Raw genomic sequence first — 17,857 nt, 5'->3', positions numbered from 1 at the left:
TACTTCAGAGGCGATTAATGCGCCTCCGCCCAACTCGCCCCGACGCCCGCATCCACGTCGAGCTTCACGTCCAGTTTGACCACCGGATCGGCTGCATTCTCCATCACCTGGCGCGCGGCGGCGATCAGATCGTCCTCGGCCCCTTTCTCCACCTCGAACAGCAATTCATCGTGGACCTGCAACAACATGGTGGCAGGCAGATCCTTGATCGCATGGGGCATGCGGATCATCGCGCGGCGGATCACATCGGCGGCGGTGCCCTGAATTGGCGCGTTGATGGCCGCCCGTTGGGCAAAACCGGCGCGGGGGCCCTTGGCGCTGATCTCGGGCGTGTGGATCTTGCGCCCGAACAGCGTCTGCACAAAGCCATGCTCTTTGGCGAAAGCCTTGGTGTCATTCATATAGGTACGGATGCCGGGGAAACGTTCGAAATAGCGGTCGATGAACCCCTGTGCTTCGGCGCGCGGGATACGCAGGTTGCGCGCCAGACCAAAGCCCGAGATGCCATAGATCACGCCAAAGTTGATCGCCTTGGCCTGACGACGCACGTCCGAGGTCATCTCGTCCAGCGGCACGCCGAACATTTCCGAAGCGGTCAGCGCGTGAATGTCGATGCCGTCCTGAAACGCCTGCTTAAGCTCGGGGATATTTGCGATATGCGCCAGTATCCGCAGCTCGATCTGGGAATAGTCAAGCGCGACCAGCGCCTTGCCCGGCTCTGCGACAAAGGCCTCGCGGATGCGGCGCCCTTCTTCGGACCGGATCGGGATGTTTTGCAGGTTCGGATCGGTCGAGGCCAGCCGCCCGGTCGACGCCCCCGCGATGGAATAGGACGTATGCACACGGCCTGTGTCGGGGTTGATGTGATCCTGCAGCGCGTCGGTATAGGTCGATTTCAGCTTGGACAGCTGCCGCCAGTCCAGCACCCGCGCAGGTAGGTCATGCTCTGTCGCGAGGTCCTCAAGCACATCGGCACCGGTGGCATAGGCCCCCGTCTTGCCTTTCTTGCCGCCTTCCAGCCCCATCTCGTCGAACAGGATTTCCCCCAACTGCTTGGGCGAGCCGACGTTGAATTTGCGCCCGGCGAGCTCATAGATCTCGTCCTCAAGCCCTGCCATCTTCTGGGCAAAGGCGTTGGACATCCGGCTCAGCGTATCGCGGTCCACCTTCACGCCAGAGCGTTCCATTGCCGCCAACACAGGCACAAGCGGGCGTTCAAGCGTTTCATAAACCTTCGTTACCCCGACGCGGTGGAGCTGGGGTTTGAACAATTGCCACAGCCGCAGAGTGATATCCGCATCCTCGGCGGCATATTTCACCGCATCGGCGAGCGGCACCTTATCAAAGGTGATGGCGGATTTGCCTGTCCCCAGCAGCGGCTTGATCGGGATCGGTGTGTGCGACAGATAGCGTTCAGACAGCGTGTCCATGCCGTGGCCGTGCAGCCCGGCGTGCATCGCGTAGGACAGCAGCATCGTGTCGTCGATGGGCGCGACGTTGATCCCAAGCTGAGCGAAAATCTTGCTGTCGTATTTCATGTTCTGCCCGATCTTGAGGATGGAGGGATCCTCCAGCATCGGGGTCAGCAGGCGCAGCGCCTCTTCGGTAGGGATCTGCCCCTCGGCGAGATCATCACTCCCGAACAGATCATCGCTGCCGCGCGCCTTGTGAATGAGCGGGATGTAGCAGGCCTTGCCCGGTTCGACACAAAGCGAAACCCCGACAAGCTGCGCGACCATATCGTCCAGCCCGGTGGTCTCTGTATCGACGGCGACATAGCCGAATTCGTAGATGCGGTCGATCCAGGCCTGTAGCGCCGCTGTGTCACTGACGTGTTCATAGAGCTCTGCGTCAAAGGGCACATCCGCCGCACCCGGGGCATCTGCAGCGACCGGTGCCTCGGCGATGGTGGGGGCCTCTTTCCCCAGCACCTCGGCCACACGTTTGGACAGGGTGCGAAACTCCATCTCGGCCAGAAAGCCCAGCAGTTGATCTGCATCAGGGTCGCGCACCTCAAGATCCTCAAGAGTGAAGTCCAGCGGCGTGTTCTCGTCCAGCTTGACCAGATCACGGGACAGGCGGATCTGGTCGGCATGGTCGATCAGGGTCTGGCGACGCTTGGGCTGCTTGATCTCGCTCGCGCGCTCCAGCAGCGCATCCAGATCACCATATTCGTTGATCAGCAAAGCGGCCGTCTTGATCCCGATCCCGGGTGCCCCGGGGACGTTATCGACAGAGTCGCCCGCCAGCGCCTGCACATCCACCACACGATCGGGATAGACGCCGAATTTCTCGAACACACCGTCGCGGTCGATGCTCTTGTTTTTCATCGCATCCAGCATTTCGACGCCGCCGCCGACCAGCTGCATCAGATCCTTGTCCGAACTGATGATGGTGCAGCGCCCGCCCGCGGCCCGTGCCTGCACGGCGAGCGTGGCAATGATGTCGTCCGCCTCGAAACCTTCCTTTTCCTTGCACGCGATGTTGAACGCTTCGGTGGCGGTACGGGTCAGCGGGATCTGCGGACGCAGGTCTTCGGGCATGGCCTCGCGGTTGGCTTTGTATTTGTCATACATGTCATTGCGGAAAGTATGGCTGCCCTTGTCAAAGATCACGGCCACATGGGTCGGTGCATCCGGCCCTGTGTTGCCTTCGACATAGCGGTGCAACATGTTGCAAAAACCCGCCACCGCACCAATCGGCAGCCCGTCCGACTTGCGCGTCAGCGGTGGCAGCGCGTGATAGGCGCGGAAAATAAACGCCGACCCGTCGATCAGATGCAGATGGTGACCTTTGCCAAATGTGCCGGACATGTCGGTGCTCCTCTTTCAGACAAGCTTTCTTGTGCCACGAAGCCGGCAAACTCTCCAGCGGCCAATTGCCCGCGACCGGCTTCATTTTGCCAAATAAACTCCCCGCGGAGCGTCCCTGCCTAGCGGGGCTCGCTTTGGTAAAGGCGCCAGGAGAGGCTCACTGACAAGGGGAGCGGCGTCCAGCGTCCGAACCGCAGCCCTGCCGCACGAAGTTGGTCGCCGATCCAGACGTTGCAGGTGCGCAGGATGCTAAAGCGTCCCTTGGCGGCAAAGAATCCATCGGTGGCGGTATACCCATCCACATCCACACGTTGAGGCAGCCCGTCAGGGCCGAGGTCAAGCGCCGACCAGACATTCGCGACCAGCCTGCGGTACGCGCCTTCGGTCATCGTCACGGTCCGGCGTTTGGCGGTCGGGACGATGGGGCCAATGACATCAATCCGCAGCACCGCGTCGTCGCCGATAATCCCGCGCCAGACATTGCCGGGTTTCAATTCGCGATAGGTGGGGGTTTCCGTATAAAACTTGCGCGCCCCCCATCCGATGACAAGCCACCGCGCATCGGGGTGCGATAGCGGCAGACCCAGCGTCTCGAGCGCGGCAAACCGCGGGCCCGAGATATCATCAATCGGGATCAGCAGATCATAGTGGATGGGTCCGTGGACCAGCAGCACCTCGCGCGTTGGCACCGCGTGCGGTTCATCAGAGGCAGGAGCGGCCCAGAGGGCACCGATCACTGCGGCAAGCACAAAGCACGCGGGCAAAAGCGCAAGCGCGCCCAGCCATCGTAGCGCTTTGGTCAGACCTTGCCCTCAAACTCGGCGTGGATGAACTTGCAGTCGCAGTACCCGCATTCGACCCAGCCCTTGTCTTGCGGGATTTGCAGCCAGACGCGCGGGTGCCCCAAGGCGCCTTCGCTGCCGTCACAGGCGACGCGCCAGGTGTTCACAATGCGGGTTTCCGGTGCTTGGGATGTCATGCTGTCGTCCTTGGCTTTGATGCGCCCATCTTATGACCAAACCGCGCAGGCAGGGCAAGGGTGCGCCGTGTGATTTGGCCGCCCTCTGCTTACAAGTTTGTAAACTGCGTTGAATTAGGTTCACCATCGGCGACAGAGCCGCTAAAAGACGGAAAACCACTGTAAACCTGCGGAGCGGTCTCAGGATGAACACCCCAAAACCTGTCGTATTGTGCATTCTGGATGGGTGGGGCCTGCGCGATGACCCTCAGGGCAACGCGCCTCTTCTGGCAAAGACCCCGCATGTCGACCGGATCATGCAAAGCTGCCCTTCGGCGACGCTGACCACTTTCGGGCCTGATGTGGGGCTGCCACAGGGGCAGATGGGCAACTCAGAGGTGGGGCATACCAATATCGGGGCTGGTCGTGTCGTCGCGATGGATCTCGGACAGATCGATCTTGCGATCGAGGAAGGCGCGTTTGCCACCCATCAACCGTTGCTGGACTTTGCCGAGACGCTGAAACAGACCGGCGGCACGGCGCATGTGATGGGGCTTGTCTCTGATGGCGGGGTGCATGGGCACCTGACACATATGATTGCCGCGGTGCGTGCGCTGCGGGCGCAAGGTATTCCGGTGGTTATCCATGCGCTGACCGACGGGCGCGATGTCGCGCCGCGCTCGGCCTTGGGGTATTTCGAGACGCTGCAAGCCGCCTTGCCCGACGGGGCGAGCATCGCGACCGTCTCGGGGCGTTATTACGCGATGGACCGTGACAACCGCTGGGACCGCGTTGCCAAAGCCTATGAGGCGATCGTGCAGGGCAAGGGCAGTGCCGCCCCAACCGCCCGCGATGCGGTGAATGATGCCTATGGTTTGGACGAAAACGATGAATTTATCACGCCCACGGTGCTGGATGGCTACACCGGCGTGCAGGACGGCGATGGGATCTTCTGCCTGAATTTCCGCGCCGATCGCGCGCGCGAAATCATGTCGGCGCTTGCGGATCCGGAGTTTGATGCCTTCGACACAGGTGCGCGGCCAACGTGGTCTGCGGTGATGGGCATGGCGGAATACTCCGACGCGCATGGGGCGTTCATGACCACCATGTACCCCAAGCCCGAGATCGTGAATACGCTTGGCGCATGGGTCGCACAGCACGGCCTGCGACAGTTCCGCTTGGCCGAGACAGAGAAATACCCGCATGTGACGTTCTTTCTGAACGGGGGCGAGGAAACACCCACAACGGGCGAGGACCGCTATATGCCCAAGTCGCCGAATGTGGCGACCTATGATTTGCAGCCAGAGATGTCTTGCGCGGAAGTCACCGACTGTTTCGTGCAAGCGATCAAGGACCGCTACGACCTGATTGTGGTGAATTACGCGAACCCCGATATGGTGGGGCATACCGGTGATCTTGATGCCGCCATCGCGGCCTGCGAGGCGGTGGATACCGGCCTTGGGCGCGTGCTTGAGGCGCTAGAGGATGTCGGCGGCGCGATGATAGTCACTGCGGACCACGGCAATTGCGAAACGATGATCGATCCCGAAACCGGTGGGGCGCATACGGCGCATACGCTCAACCCCGTGCCCGTGGCGGTTGTCGGCGGGCCCGATGGGGCCAGCCTGCGCAGCGGTCGTCTGGCCGATCTGGCGCCGACAGTGTTGCAGTTGATGGGGCTGGATCAACCGGCCGAGATGACGGGAAAGTCGCTGCTCGAATGATCCGCCTTTGCGCCCTTGCCCTGATGTTCTGGCCCGTCGGCGTTTTTGCGCAGACCGAGGCGGCAGAACAGGCGCGTCGCGCGATGGCCGACCTTGAAGCGGCCTCTGCCCAGTTGGACGCCGCAGATGGGGCGCGGGACCGCGTGCAGGCGCTGACCCAGACGATTCAGGCGTTTGAAACCGGCCTTGGGGCCATGCGCGAGGGGCTGCGTCAGGCAGCCATCAACGAGGCGCAGCTGAGCAAGAAGCTACAGGCCCGCGATGGCGAGGTCGCGCAGTTGCTGGGCGTGTTGCAAAGCATCGGCGGTAACCCGTCGCCCACCTTGTTCCTGCATCCTGAAGGGCCCGTTGGCACGGCGCGCGCGGGTATGCTGCTGGCAGAGCTGACACCGGCGCTGAACACCCGCGCCGATGTCTTGCGGCAGGATCTTGAAGACGTGCAGACCCTGCGCGCGCTTCAGACCGATGCGGCACAGCGCTTGCAGGACGGGCTGACGGAAATCCAGCGCGCCCGGACAGAGCTTAATCAGGCGATGGCCAACCGGACCGATCTGCCCAAACGCTTCAACGAAGACCCGGTGCGCACCGCGATCCTGATCTCGACCTCGGAGACGCTATCGGGGTTCGCCAGCGGCCTGTCCGAGATGACCTCGGACCCGATTGCGGATGCGCCCGCCGATTTCGAAGGGCAGAAGGGCGACCTGACCTTGCCGGTACAGGGCGTGATCCTGCGCCGCGCCAATGAAACCGATGCGGCGGGGGTGACGCGCCCCGGGATTATCCTCGCGACCCGCCCGCGTGCCATCGTGACATCGCCCACGGCGGCGACAATCCGCTACACCGGCCCGCTGCTGGACCTTGGAAACGTGGTCATTCTTGAACCTCGGGCCGGGGCGTTGTTTGTATTGGCAGGGCTGGATGTGGTTTATGGCGAGGCAGGGCAGGTGATCGGGGCAGAGACGCCGATTGGCCTTATGGGCGGCCCGGCCGGCGTAAATCAACAGGCGCTGTCACCAAATGGTGATGGGGCTGGCGTGGAGCGTTCAGAAACGCTCTATATAGAAGTAAGAGAGAACAATGTTCCGCAGGACCCGTCAGACTGGTTCCGAACTGATAAGGATGGATAAACGATGAAGAAGTTCGTGATGGCTGCCGTGGGCGGTACGCTGGCAGGGGTAATTGCCACGACGCAGATTGCGGGCCCCTTGCTGGCACAGGAAACTGAAAAGAACAGCAACGTTTATGAACAGCTTGATCTGTTCGGCGACATCTTTGAGCGCATCCGCGCGCAATACGTCGAAGAGGTCGACACCGAAGAGCTGGTAGAGGCCGCGATCAACGGTATGCTTACCTCGCTTGATCCACACTCCAGCTACCTGTCGCCGAAAGACGCGCTGAAGATGCGCGACCAAACCCGTGGTGAATTCGGCGGTCTCGGCATCGAGGTGACGCAGGAAGAGGGTTTCGTCAAAGTCGTTTCCCCTATTGATGGTACGCCTGCCTCTGAGGCGGGTATCGAAGCGGGCGATTTCATCACCCATGTGGACGGCGAAAGCCTGCTGGGGCTGACGTTGGATGACGCGGTCGAGCTGATGCGCGGGCCGGTGGGATCAGAGATCGAGATTACCGTGGTGCGAGAAGGCGAGACCGAACCCTTCGACGTGTCGCTGGTGCGCGATACCATCCAGCTGACCGCGGTGCGCGCCCGTACCGAAGGCAACGCGGTTGTGCTGCGGGTCACCACCTTTAACGAACAGACCTACCCCAAGCTGAAAGAGGGGCTGGAAGAGCAGGTCGAGGCCGCTGGCGGCATCGAGAATGTCAGCGGCTTTGTCGTGGATCTGCGCAACAACCCCGGTGGTCTGCTGAATCAGGCTATCGCCGTGTCGGATGCTTTCCTTGAAGAAGGCGAGATCGTCAGCACCCGTGGCCGTGATGCCGCGGATGGCGACCGCACCAACGCCACCCCCGGCGATCTGGCCGAAGGCAAGCCGATTGTGGTGCTGATCAACGGCGGCTCTGCCTCGGCTTCCGAGATCGTTGCCGGTGCCCTGCAAGACCACCGTCGCGCGATTGTCGTCGGGACCAAAAGCTTTGGCAAAGGGTCGGTGCAGACGATCATGCCGCTGCGCGGTGAAGGGGCGATGCGCCTGACCACAGCGCGGTACTACACGCCGTCGGGCCGCTCCATTCAGGCACTTGGCGTGTCCCCCGACATCATCGTCGCCCAGCCACCCGCACAGCCTGCGGACACCGAGGAAGAGGATGCAACAGCACGCCCCCTGCGGTCCGAAGCAGACCTGCGCGGCAGCCTGAACAATGACAGCCTGACCGACGATCAGGTCGACCAGATCATGGAAGACCGCGCCAAGGCCGAAAAAGCTGCGTCCTTGCGGGAAGAGGATTACCAGCTGGCCTATGCCATCGACATCCTCAAGGGTCTGTCCGCATTGGGCCCGAAGAAGTAAGCGCGGCGATCACGCCTTCGCATTAAGGACCGGTCCGCAGATAGGCGGGCCGGTCTTTTTTGTTGGGCCAAGGGCGGGTGTTCAGCCCAGATAGACCTTGCCTTCGGGGTAGCGCACGCGGGGCACCGATTGCGTCGCCAGAAAGAACCCGATGGTCAGCGGGCCGACGCGGCCCAGAAACATCATCAGCATGATCATCGCGCGGCCGGTGCTATCAAGCTCTGCCGTGGCACCGCGCGACAGGCCGACGGTGCCAAAGGCCGATGTTGCCTCGAACGCGAGGTCGATGAACTCTCCGTCATGTTTGATCGACATGATGAAGATGCCCGTCAGGACCAGAAGGATGCTGATCGTGGTCAGCGCCATGACCTTGAACACTTCATCCGGCCCCATCGACCGACCAAAAGCATGCAGGCTGGTGCTGCGCCGGAAGAAGGCCACGGTGGCGAGGATCAGCACGATAAGCGTGGTCACCTTGATGCCGCCCGCCGTCGACGTGCTGCCGCCGCCGACCAGCATCAGCGTCATGGTCATCAACGCAGTACTCTCGTGGACCTCTGCGTAATCAAGCGTATTAAAGCCCGCTGTCCGTGGGGTGACGGCCTGAAACCAACTGGCCCAAAGCTTGCTGCCAAGGCTGCCGAACTGGCCCAAGGTCGCGGGGTTGCGCCATTCCAGTGCTGCAAACAGCGCCCAAGCCAGCAGGATCAGCACCACCGTGCCCGTAAGCATCAGCTTGCTGTGCAGGCTGAGCCGTCGCCAGCTGCGTTTTTCCCAGATATCGGCCAGCACGATGAACCCGATGCCGCCGATGATGAACAGGGCGGGGATCACAACGTTGATAATCGGATCGCTGACCCAGTTACTTAGGCTGTCGGGGAACAGCGCGAACCCCGCATTGTTGAATGCAGAAATGCTTAGGAACACCGAATGCCAGAGCCCCTGCGCCAGCCCGAATTCGGGCACGAAGACAAAGGCCATCAAGGCAGCGCCGATAAGCTCTGCCATAATGGCGATCTTCAGGATCGCCATCACCAGCGAGGTCAGATTGTAGATGCTGGGCTGGTTCAGGTCCTCGCGCAGGATAATCCGCTGCGGCATCCCCAAAGGGATACCAAGCGCGGACAGCACCAGAACGGCAAAGGTCATCAACCCCAAACCGCCCATCTGGATCAAAAGTGCGATGACCGCCTGCCCGAAGCCGGTAAAGGCGGTGCCGGTATCGACCACCGCCAGCCCCGTCACCGTAACAGCAGAGGTAGAGGTGAACAGCGCGTCCGACAGGCTGATCCCCGCAGTATTCGCCAGCGGAGTCCACAGGATCAATCCGCCCAGAACCACCATCGTCAGATAGATCAACACAAGCACGGCGGGCGGGGGCAGAAGCCGCCACGCGCTTTTCTGTGACCTTGAAAAGAGCTTCAAAGGCTTGCCGCAAAGCTGCGCAGGTCGGTGCGCTGCCCGAGCAGGATCAATAGATCGTCCCGTTGCAACGTGCAGTCCAGCCCGTCGCGCCCGATATATTCGGTGCCCCGCATCACGCCCAGACAGCGCAGGTCGAACTTCTTGCCGTATGACAACGTCTCGAGCGATTTGCCTTCAAGCGCTTCGGGGATGCGGAAGTTGACCACGTGGTACCCGTTCCCGAGGCTGACATAGTCGCGCACCAAGGGATTGTGGATCACCTGCGCGATATGCTGGCCGACTTCGACTTCGGGGTGGATCACGCGGTCGACACCCAGTTTCGACAAGATGCGGTGGTGCGTTTTTGTCTTGGCCTTGGCCCAGATCGTCTCGACGCCCAGCAGTTTCAGGTTGATGGCCGACAGGATGCTTGATTCAAGATCACTGCCCATGGCGACCAGCGCCATCGAACAGTCGCCCAACCCGGCCTCGCGCAGGGCGGCATCATCGCGGGCGTCCACGATCACGGCTTGGCTCAGCTTTTCGACATGGTTGCTGACGCGTTGGTCGTTCAGGTCCACGCCGATCACGTAGTTGCCAAAACGCTGCAGTTCGGTTGCGACCGTAGAGCCAAAGTTGCCAAGGCCGATCACGCCGATAGTCCGTCTTTTCACTGCCATCACGAGGGTCCTCTGAAGGGCTCAGTCTTGCCAAGGGATACATCGCGTCACAGGGGCAAGCAAGCAAGCGCCGTCAGGTCGTTTCGACGCAGTGCCGCCGGAACGCACGTTTCAGCATATCAAGCTCGGCGCGCAGCAAATCCACCTCGGCGCGCAAATCGGGGCCGGTGACCTCGTCCCCGATCAGGGTGATGCTGGCCAATGTCGCGCCAGACGCGCGGTCGACCACCAGCAATGTATGCAGCCCATCGGCGATTGCGGCTGCGGGCACAGGGATGCTGAGCACCCAGTGATCCGATGACGCGTCATGTTCCAACTGCACCCCCGCGACATCGGCATCGGCGTGGGTGACCGCAAGATCGGGTTTGGTATCGTCCGCGCCGGTCACGATCCCTTGCCAGGTGCCGTCGCGCATCTGGGTTTTGGTGAGGGTCAGGTTGCTCATGCGGGGCTCCTACAACTGGGCGCGGGGGCGGCGCGAAAAGGTCAGGTCACGCAGCATGATCTGGTTCATTTCGGGCCCTTCAAAAATCAGGTCGATCCAGGCTTTCTCGACGCGTTTTTCGTTCAGGTTGGAATAGGCGAGGTCGAATTCTGCCGTGACCTCGGATTTGTTCACCGGCAGTTCCTGCACCATCTGTTCGGTGTTGGGCCCGTGGCGGATGTTCAGGCGGGCGAAAATCTCGATCGGTTTCTCCATCTCGATTACGGCGTCCACGCGCAGGACATGCGTGCGCTTCATCCCGTCAACGCAATCATCCTGCAGGTCCAGCACCAGCGACAGGAAAGACCCGTCGAAACGGTAGACCTCAAGCCGAAGCCCATAGGGTGCCAGATGGTTTTCTTCGAGGTTGCGGATTTGCCGGATGCCGAGTTCGGACAGGGTGCAGTCGTGGAAAATCGTGACCTCATCGCCCATGGTCGCCTTGGATTGCACCGACGACAGCCCCGATTTGGTCAAGGGCGCGCGCCAAAGCTGCGGGCGCCAGGACCAATCGGTGTTATGGGGCCGAGAGAACTTGTTAGAGCCGATGCGGGGCAGGGCAAGCCGGTCTTCGGCGGTGTAGATCAGCTTGTCCAGATGCCGACGCAAGGCGCGTGCTTGACCTGCTTGTTTGCGCAGCACGGACAGTTCTGTCTGGGGGGCACGGTCGGCTTTGGCGGACCAGCGGCGGGTAAACCGCGCGATCAAGGCGCTGTCGATCAGCTTTTTCCCGAGTTTGCGCATGTGCCTGTTGCCCCGATTACGAATGGGTTGTTGGTCGTACCCTACCGCCTGTGGCTTGGGGGCACAAATGAAATGGGCCAAGGGGCCGGCGCGCTAGTTGCGTTGCGCGACGGTAGTTTTTGCAGGTGCACTGGCGTCGATGCTGCGGGTGATCAACTGTGTCAGCACCCTTCGGCCAGAGGCGCTGACGATCTCGCCGCGTTCGGGGCCGTAGACGGCGATACCGGCGGTTTGCGTGCCCATCCGTGCGACGCCGCGCCATTGGTTGGGGGAAAGCCCACCCACAGGAATACGCCCCTGCGCGCGGAAGGTGACGCTTTGGTCGCCTTTCTCCACATCGCTCACATTCTGGAGCGAGGTTTCAGCCGCGATCTGCTGGGCGCTTGGCAGGGAGCCGGGTTTGGACTGGGTCAGGCTGACCGTGATCAACCCACGCGGTGCTGCCCCCGCAGAGGCAGGGGCCCCTAATCCGTCACAGCGTGCAATCACGGCAAAGCGCGCCTCGAGGCTGGTTTGGTCGATGCAGAAACCATCGGGGGCGACCAGTTCGACCCCTCCGGCCATTTTCGCGCGTGACAACGGCGGCTTGGCGGCACCCGAGGACGCGCCAAGCCCCTGACCGCCCTCGCAGGCGGTCAGAAGCATCACGCCAAAGGCGGCAAGCGGACCTTTACAGGTCCATATAGTCATGTGTTTCCGCCTTCGCGCCGGGATGCGTCACCGCACCAAGATAGGTTGGGCCCACAAGCTGCGCGTATTTCCACAGTGCACCGCTTTGATAGTTTGTTTTGCGGGCACCGGGCCAAGCCGCTTTGCGCTCTGCCATTTCCTCGTCCGAGATATCGACAGAGATCGAACCGGTGATCGCGTTCAGCGTGATCATGTCGCCCTGTTTGAGCAAGGCAATCGGCCCGCCATGTGCGGCTTCGGGGCCGACGTGACCAACGCAGAAACCCCGTGTCGCGCCGGAGAAACGGCCGTCGGTGATCAGCGCCACCTTTTTGCCCATGCCTTGACCGGACAGGGCCGCCGTGGTCGCCAGCATTTCGCGCATGCCGGGGCCACCAGCGGGGCCTTCGTTGCGGATCACGAACACGTCGCCTTCGCTGTAGGCCCGGTTTTGCACGGCTTCGAACGCGTCTTGTTCACATTCAAAGATCAGCGCCGGACCGGTAAAGACGATGTCTTCTTCGGACATGCCCGCGATTTTCACGATGGCTCCTTCGGGTGCCAAGTTGCCCTTCAGACCAACGACGCCGCCGGTCTTGCTGATCGGTGTTTCGATCGCGTGGATCACCTTGCCGTCGGCTTCGCGTTCGATCTTGTCGAGCTCTTCACCGATGGACAGGCCCGAGGCGGTCAGACAGTCATCATGCAGCAGGCCAGCCTTGCGCAATTCTTTCATCACAACAGGCACGCCGCCCGCGTCATACAGGTCTTTTGCCACATGCGACCCGCCGGGTTTCATGTCGACGAAGTAAGGCGTGTCGCGGAAGATGTCGCATACATCGCTGAGGTTAAAGTCGATACCCGCCTCGGCGGCCATAGCGGGCAGGTGCAGACCGGCATTGGTCGATCCGCCGGTGCAGGCCACGATGCGCGCCGCGTTCTCGAATGCTTCGCGGGTGCAGATGTCACGCGCGCGGATGTTCTTTTCGATCAGGTTCATGACGGCTTCACCCGAGGCCGCCGCATAGGCGTCGCGGGATTCATAGGGCGCAGGCATGCCAGAGGAGTTCAGCAGCGCCAGACCGATTGCCTCGGACACGCAGGCCATGGTGTTGGCGGTGAACTGGCCCCCGCAGGCACCGGCTGTCGGGCAAGCGACGCGTTCCAGAACCTCAAGCGCGGCTTGCGACATGCTGCCGTTCTGGTAGTTGCCCACGGCTTCGAAAACGTCTTGCACAGTCAGGTCGCGGCTGGCGAAATCGGCAGGCACATCGGCCCCTTCCGGGACTTTGCCCGGCAGGATCGACCCACCATAGAGGAACACGGAAGGGACGTTCAGCCGCAGCATCGCCATCATCATGCCCGGCAGCGATTTGTCACAGCCCGCAAGACCGACAATCGCATCGTAGCAGTGACCGCGCATTGTCAGCTCTACCGTGTCGGCAATCGCTTCGCGCGACGCTAGGGAAGAGCGCATGCCCTCGTGGCCCATGGCGATCCCGTCGGTGACGGTGATGGTGGTGAATTCGCGCGGCGTGCCTTGCTGCGCCTTGACGCCGACCTTGACCGCCTGGGCCTGACGGTTCAGCGCGATGTTACAGGGGGCCGCTTCGTTCCAGCAGGTTGCCACACCCACCAGAGGCTGGTGAATCTCTTCTTCGGTCATGCCCATTGCGTAGTAATAGGACCGGTGCGGCGCGCGCTCTGGCCCCTCGGTCACGTGCCGGCTTGGCAGTCTGGATTTATCAAAGCGGGTGTTGGTGGACATGTGGCAGGCCTCCCTGAGTGGACGTTTACACCGGAATAGCCACCCAGCCCTGTCGCTGCAAGGCTCAAGCCACCAGTTGAACAGCGCGGGCTGTGGGCTTAGGTGTTAAATAATCCTTGGCTCTGTGCCGCCCCTAGCGAAAGCGACCCTGCATGGAGCATTCGATTTTTTCCTTTATTTGGAAATACTCCCGTCGTGACCAACTGGTTTTGCTTGTCCTCACGCTGATTACCTTCCCGATCCTCTACATCACCCTCGAACTGCCCAAGCGCATCATCAACGATGCCATTGGGGCAGAGACCGATGTGATCGACGTTTTCGGGATGTCGTTCAGTCAGGTGCAGTTCCTGATGGTGCTGTGTTTTGCCTATCTTTTCTCGGTGCTGATCCACGGCCTGATGAAGATGCGTCTGAACACGATGAAGGGGGTGCTGGCAGAGCGGCTACTGCGTCGCTTCCGCTATCAGTTGATCGCGCGGATGATGCGTTTTCCGCGTAGCTATTTCGAAAACACCAGTCAGGGCGAGCTGGTGTCGATGGTCACCTCGGAGGCAGAGCCGATGGGCGGGTTGATGGGCGATGCGGTCGCCCAACCTGTGTTCCAGGCGGGGCAGATGCTGATCATCCTGCTGTTCCTGTTCCTGCAATCCCCGTGGTTCGGGTTGGCGGGCGTCGCATTGATCCCGTTGCAGGCGTATCTCATCCCGATGCTGCAGCGGCAGATCAACCTGCTTAACAAACAGCGGATCAAGGAAGTGCGGCACCTGTCGTCGGAAATCGGCGAGACCGCCGCCGGTATCACCGATCTGCGCACCAACGGCGGCTGGCGCTACCGACTGGCGCTGTTCACCGACCGGCTGGGCCAGCTTTTCGAGGTCCGCTTCCAGATCTATCAGAAGAAATTCTTCATGAAGTTTCTCAACAACTTCATCACCCAGCTGACACCGTTCTTTTTCTATGCCGTGGGGGGATATCTTGCGATCAAGGGGCAGATCACGGTGGGCGCGCTGGTCGCGGCCTTGGCCGCCTACAAGGATTTGTCGAGCCCGTGGAAGGAACTGCTGACCTATTACAACCAGACGCAGGACATGTCGCTGCGGTGGGATGTGGTCATTGAACGTTTCGCCCCGCGGGGCGAGATCGACGCGCGCCTGTTCGAAGGCGAGCCCGATGAAGTCCCGCATCTGCGCGGCCCAATTGTGCTGGAACATGTGTCTTTGCGCACGCCGGACGGGAATACGATCCTGGATGATCTGAACCTCGAAATACCCAAAGGCACGCGCGTTGCGCTTGAGATGCCCAACCAATCCGAACGCAACGCGCTGGCAGAGCTTTTGGTGCGCGAGGCCGTGCCGAGCCGCGGGCGGATCACGATGGCGGGGCATAATCTGGCAGAGCTGCATCAGGCCGTGCTTGCGGCGCGGATCGGCTATTCCGATGCGCACCCCTATCTGTTTCAGGGCACCGTCGGGGACAATCTGCTGATGCCCCTGCGGTCGAGCCCGAAAACCGTCCTCTGGGACCCCATGAAAACCGACCGCGCCGCGATCGAGACAAAGAGGTCGGGCAATAGTCTGGACAGCACCAAGGCGGATTGGCTGGACCCCGGGCTCGCCGATCTGAGCACCCGCGAGGACATTAACGACTGGTGGTATGAGCTGGCCAGCGCCGTTGGCACACAGGACATGATGTTCCGTCGCATGGCCGCCGACCGGATGGACCCGGACAAACACCCCGAGCTTGCGGCTCGCGTGGTTGCCCTGCGCGACGAGGTGCACGAGCGGCTGAAAGAGCAAGGGCTGGACAAGGTGGTGCACCGCTTTGACCCAGATCGGTTCAACCCGGCGCTGCCGCTTGGGGGGAACCTGATGTTCGCCGCGCCCATCCGCAGCATCTCGCAGGCGGGTCTTGCGCTTGAACGCAGCTTTCTGGCGATGATCATCGAACAGGGTCTGGCCGAGCAGGGCATCGCGATTTCACAGACGCTGGTAGAAACGTTGCACCAGACCTTTGGACGTGATGGCACCGACCACCCGCTGTTCACCGCGCTCGGCATCGAGGAAGAACTGTACGAACAACTGGTCGATATCGCGCTACGGCGTCGCGCCAAAGGGGATGAAGCGCTGAGCGAGGATGAATTCTCGTTGCTGCTTACTGTGCCCTTTGCCTTCACGGCCGAACAGATCGGCCCGGCTTTCCCTGCGACCTTCAAGGACGAGATCCTGAAAATCCGTAAGCAGCAGGGCGCCGAGATGCGCGAACGGGCGCGGGATATGTTCGTGCCGATCACACCTGACCAGTATCTGCCGCGTCTGACGATACTTGAAAACGTGTTGTATGGTCGGATTTCCGCCGTGGCGGGGCTTCAGGCGGATCTGGTTCTGGATGTGGTGTCGGACGTGTTCAAGAAACACGGGCTGCAACAGGATGTCGCGCTCAACGTCTTTGATCTGCCGGTCAGCATCGGCGGGTCAAATATCGCGATGATGTTCCAGGAACGCGCCGGATTCAGCCGCGCGGCGATGAAACGACCCGATATCCTGATCCTGAACCAGTCGCTTGCGGGGCATGACGCGGAAAGCTTGCAACGGTTGCGCGACAAGGTCAGCGAACTGCTGCCCGAGACGACCCAGATTTACATGGATAGCTCCTTTGTTAATCCTGACGATTTCGACATGTACATCAAGATCCGTGGCGGGCGCATTGACGGTCTGGCGCAGGTTGATACTCCCAGTCAGGACGACAGCATCTCGGACGATTTGCGACGCAAGCTGCGGATCATCGCGCGCAACGACTTGTTCGGCAACCTCGACCCGCGCAACCAGCGTCTGCTGGCCTTTGCGGCGCAGTGGTACACCGTCGCACAGGGCGAGATGGTCTTTGCTCAAGACCAACGGCCAGATGCGGTCTACCTCTGTCTGTCGGGGAAGGGAGAGCTGAGCTGGCGCGACCCTGAAGGGTTGGCGCATCACGTCTCGACCGTCGAAAAGGGGCGGTTGATCGGTGACCTTGCGGTCATCGTGAACGAGCCGCGGCAGATGGATTTTGTCGCCCTCGAAGACAGCCGTTTCCTTCGGATCGGTGCGGATCAATTCAAGTCGGTGGTTGAAAACGACCGTGTGATCCTGCTGAGCCTTCTACGCACGGTATCAAGCCATCTGACCAACGCCGCCGACTTGCTTCGTGCGGCACGGGTGGATATCCCGCGCGAAGACGAAGCCTTGCCCCCACCCGTAGGAGATGACCCCGCGTGACCCGATACGCTGCCCACAAAGCCTTTGTCGCCCCTGCGATCCCCTCGGCGGCGCTGTGGCGGCTGATCCTCGGGTTTCTTGCGGCAACCGCGATCTACCTGCTGCTCAACAACCTGATGTTCACCACCCTGTTCAACCTGATGGGGCCGCGTGCGGACGGGTTTTATGACAGCTTGCTGTCAGGCAAGACGCCGATGGCGATGTTCCTGCTGCTTGGCAGCTTCGGGTTGATGATCATCGGTGTGGCCGTGGTGACACGGGTGATCCACAAACGTCCCGTGCGTGGCCTGATCGGCCCGTCGGGGCTGGTGGTGCCGCAGTTCTGGGCCGTGCTCAAGATGCTGGTGCTGCTTGGTGCGGTGACCTATTTGCTGCCGCCTTGGAACCTTGGCGCGCCCTATGTGCCCAACCTCGCGCTTGGCACATGGCTGATGCTGCTGCCGTTTTCGCTGCTCGGGGTGCTGGTACAGGTCAGCGCCGAAGAGATCGTCTTTCGCGGTTATGTCCAGCAGCAATTGGCGGCACGGTTCAACTCTCCGCTGGTGTGGATGGTGCTGCCGGCCGTGATTTTCGCGCTTGGGCACTATCTTCCCGATCAAGCCGGCGAAAATGCGCTGGTCATAGCACTTTGGGCCGGTGTCTTCGGGATGTTGATGGCCGATCTGACCGCGCGGGCAGGGTCGCTGGGGCCGGCCATTGCAGTGCATTTCTGCAATAATGTCGCGGCGATCGTCATCACCTCTTTGCCCGATGACCTATCGGGTTTGGCGCTGTATCTGACCCCCTTCGGGATGGATGATGTCGACGCGTTGCGCGCGTGGTTGCCCGTCGATTTCGCGCTGATGCTGGTCAGCTGGCTTGCCGCACGGTTGGCGATCCGCCGTTGATTGC

At 61.4% G+C, this 17,857-nt stretch carries 14 protein-coding genes; 5 read left to right on the top strand and 9 right to left on the bottom strand.

Translation table 11 applies throughout. The features are described 5' to 3' along the window. Positions 1–14 precede the first annotated feature (14 nt). The 3 genes from polA to ACNQ62_RS02125 form a co-directional block, all read right to left on the bottom strand. A complete protein-coding gene (polA, locus tag ACNQ62_RS02135) occupies positions 15–2,813 on the bottom strand; it encodes a DNA polymerase I (RefSeq protein WP_418094098.1) in 2,799 nt (932 codons plus the stop codon). A 119-nt stretch (positions 2,814–2,932) separates the two neighbouring features. Next, complete coding sequence (locus tag ACNQ62_RS02130) at positions 2,933–3,562, bottom strand: TIGR02117 family protein (protein WP_418094097.1); 630 nt, start codon at positions 3,560–3,562, stop codon at positions 2,933–2,935. Positions 3,563–3,612: 50 nt separating this feature from the next. Then, entirely contained in the window at positions 3,613–3,792 is a 180-nt protein-coding gene (locus ACNQ62_RS02125) for a zinc-finger domain-containing protein (RefSeq protein WP_005850479.1), read from the bottom strand. 185 nt (positions 3,793–3,977) lie between these two features. Here ACNQ62_RS02125 and gpmI point away from each other — a divergent pair, with 185 nt between their 5' ends. From gpmI to ACNQ62_RS02110, 3 genes are read left to right on the top strand one after another with little or no spacing between them, the layout of a single operon-like run. Beyond that, complete coding sequence (gpmI, locus tag ACNQ62_RS02120; RefSeq protein WP_418094096.1) at positions 3,978–5,495, top strand: 2,3-bisphosphoglycerate-independent phosphoglycerate mutase; 1,518 nt, start codon at positions 3,978–3,980, stop codon at positions 5,493–5,495. Continuing rightward, positions 5,492–6,622, top strand: coding sequence for a murein hydrolase activator EnvC family protein (locus ACNQ62_RS02115; RefSeq protein ID WP_132997825.1), 1,131 nt, complete (start codon positions 5,492–5,494; stop codon positions 6,620–6,622). Before gpmI ends, ACNQ62_RS02115 begins: the two co-directional genes overlap by 4 nt. A gap of 3 nt (positions 6,623–6,625) precedes the next feature. After that, entirely contained in the window at positions 6,626–7,963 is a 1,338-nt protein-coding gene (locus tag ACNQ62_RS02110) for a S41 family peptidase (RefSeq protein ID WP_418094095.1), read from the top strand. An 81-nt stretch (positions 7,964–8,044) separates the two neighbouring features. On the opposite strand, the gene ACNQ62_RS02105 is transcribed toward ACNQ62_RS02110, so the two are convergent. The 6 genes from ACNQ62_RS02105 to ilvD form a co-directional block, all read right to left on the bottom strand. Then, complete coding sequence (locus tag ACNQ62_RS02105; RefSeq protein ID WP_418094205.1) at positions 8,045–9,307, bottom strand: TrkH family potassium uptake protein; 1,263 nt, start codon at positions 9,305–9,307, stop codon at positions 8,045–8,047. Between the two features lie 77 nt (positions 9,308–9,384). Continuing rightward, complete coding sequence (locus ACNQ62_RS02100) at positions 9,385–10,047, bottom strand: potassium channel family protein (RefSeq protein WP_005850470.1); 663 nt, start codon at positions 10,045–10,047, stop codon at positions 9,385–9,387. 73 nt (positions 10,048–10,120) lie between these two features. Beyond that, positions 10,121–10,492: a hypothetical protein gene (locus ACNQ62_RS02095; RefSeq protein ID WP_132997826.1), complete on the bottom strand. Its 372-nt coding sequence runs from the start codon at positions 10,490–10,492 to the stop codon at positions 10,121–10,123. A 9-nt stretch (positions 10,493–10,501) separates the two neighbouring features. Then, positions 10,502–11,275, bottom strand: coding sequence for a DUF6478 family protein (locus ACNQ62_RS02090; RefSeq protein ID WP_037942621.1), 774 nt, complete (start codon positions 11,273–11,275; stop codon positions 10,502–10,504). Between the two features lie 93 nt (positions 11,276–11,368). Continuing rightward, the gene (locus ACNQ62_RS02085) at positions 11,369–11,965 is read right to left on the bottom strand and encodes a hypothetical protein (RefSeq protein WP_037965461.1); all 597 of its coding nucleotides are present in this window, start codon (positions 11,963–11,965) and stop codon (positions 11,369–11,371) included. Next, positions 11,946–13,712 (bottom strand): dihydroxy-acid dehydratase, encoded by a 1,767-nt coding sequence (gene ilvD / locus ACNQ62_RS02080; protein WP_005850463.1) that lies wholly within the window; start codon positions 13,710–13,712, stop codon positions 11,946–11,948. Before ilvD ends, ACNQ62_RS02085 begins: the two co-directional genes overlap by 20 nt. Before the next feature lie 152 nt (positions 13,713–13,864). Between ilvD and ACNQ62_RS02075 the strand changes: the two genes are divergently transcribed. Then, complete coding sequence (locus tag ACNQ62_RS02075) at positions 13,865–16,966, top strand: ABC transporter transmembrane domain-containing protein (RefSeq protein ID WP_418094094.1); 3,102 nt, start codon at positions 13,865–13,867, stop codon at positions 16,964–16,966. Then, the gene (locus ACNQ62_RS02070) at positions 16,963–17,853 is read left to right on the top strand and encodes a CPBP family intramembrane glutamic endopeptidase (RefSeq protein ID WP_304950849.1); all 891 of its coding nucleotides are present in this window, start codon (positions 16,963–16,965) and stop codon (positions 17,851–17,853) included. Before ACNQ62_RS02075 ends, ACNQ62_RS02070 begins: the two co-directional genes overlap by 4 nt. Positions 17,854–17,857 lie beyond the last annotated feature (4 nt).

The sequence above is a fragment of the Sulfitobacter sp. SBS6 genome, assembly GCF_048285585.1.
Classification (GTDB): domain Bacteria; phylum Pseudomonadota; class Alphaproteobacteria; order Rhodobacterales; family Rhodobacteraceae; genus Sulfitobacter; species Sulfitobacter pontiacus.
Note: the sequence above shows the minus strand (reverse complement) of the source record. Positions and strands in the feature narration are given on the sequence as shown.

What these genes read in the sequence shown, in the direction of transcription:
- polA (WP_418094098.1), bottom strand. Translation starts at nt 2,813, where the DNA reads ATGTCCGGCACATTTGGCAAAGGTCACCATCTGCATCTGATCGACGGG.
- ACNQ62_RS02125 (WP_005850479.1), bottom strand. Translation starts at nt 3,792, where the DNA reads ATGACATCCCAAGCACCGGAAACCCGCATTGTGAACACCTGGCGCGTC.
- gpmI (WP_418094096.1), top strand. Translation starts at nt 3,978, where the DNA reads ATGAACACCCCAAAACCTGTCGTATTGTGCATTCTGGATGGGTGGGGC.
- ACNQ62_RS02115 (WP_132997825.1), top strand. Translation starts at nt 5,492, where the DNA reads ATGATCCGCCTTTGCGCCCTTGCCCTGATGTTCTGGCCCGTCGGCGTT.
- ACNQ62_RS02110 (WP_418094095.1), top strand. Translation starts at nt 6,626, where the DNA reads ATGAAGAAGTTCGTGATGGCTGCCGTGGGCGGTACGCTGGCAGGGGTA.
- ACNQ62_RS02105 (WP_418094205.1), bottom strand. Translation starts at nt 9,307, where the DNA reads ATGGTGGTTCTGGGCGGATTGATCCTGTGGACTCCGCTGGCGAATACT.
- ACNQ62_RS02100 (WP_005850470.1), bottom strand. Translation starts at nt 10,047, where the DNA reads ATGGCAGTGAAAAGACGGACTATCGGCGTGATCGGCCTTGGCAACTTT.
- ACNQ62_RS02095 (WP_132997826.1), bottom strand. Translation starts at nt 10,492, where the DNA reads ATGAGCAACCTGACCCTCACCAAAACCCAGATGCGCGACGGCACCTGG.
- ACNQ62_RS02090 (WP_037942621.1), bottom strand. Translation starts at nt 11,275, where the DNA reads ATGCGCAAACTCGGGAAAAAGCTGATCGACAGCGCCTTGATCGCGCGG.
- ACNQ62_RS02085 (WP_037965461.1), bottom strand. Translation starts at nt 11,965, where the DNA reads ATGACTATATGGACCTGTAAAGGTCCGCTTGCCGCCTTTGGCGTGATG.
- ilvD (WP_005850463.1), bottom strand. Translation starts at nt 13,712, where the DNA reads ATGTCCACCAACACCCGCTTTGATAAATCCAGACTGCCAAGCCGGCAC.
- ACNQ62_RS02075 (WP_418094094.1), top strand. Translation starts at nt 13,865, where the DNA reads ATGGAGCATTCGATTTTTTCCTTTATTTGGAAATACTCCCGTCGTGAC.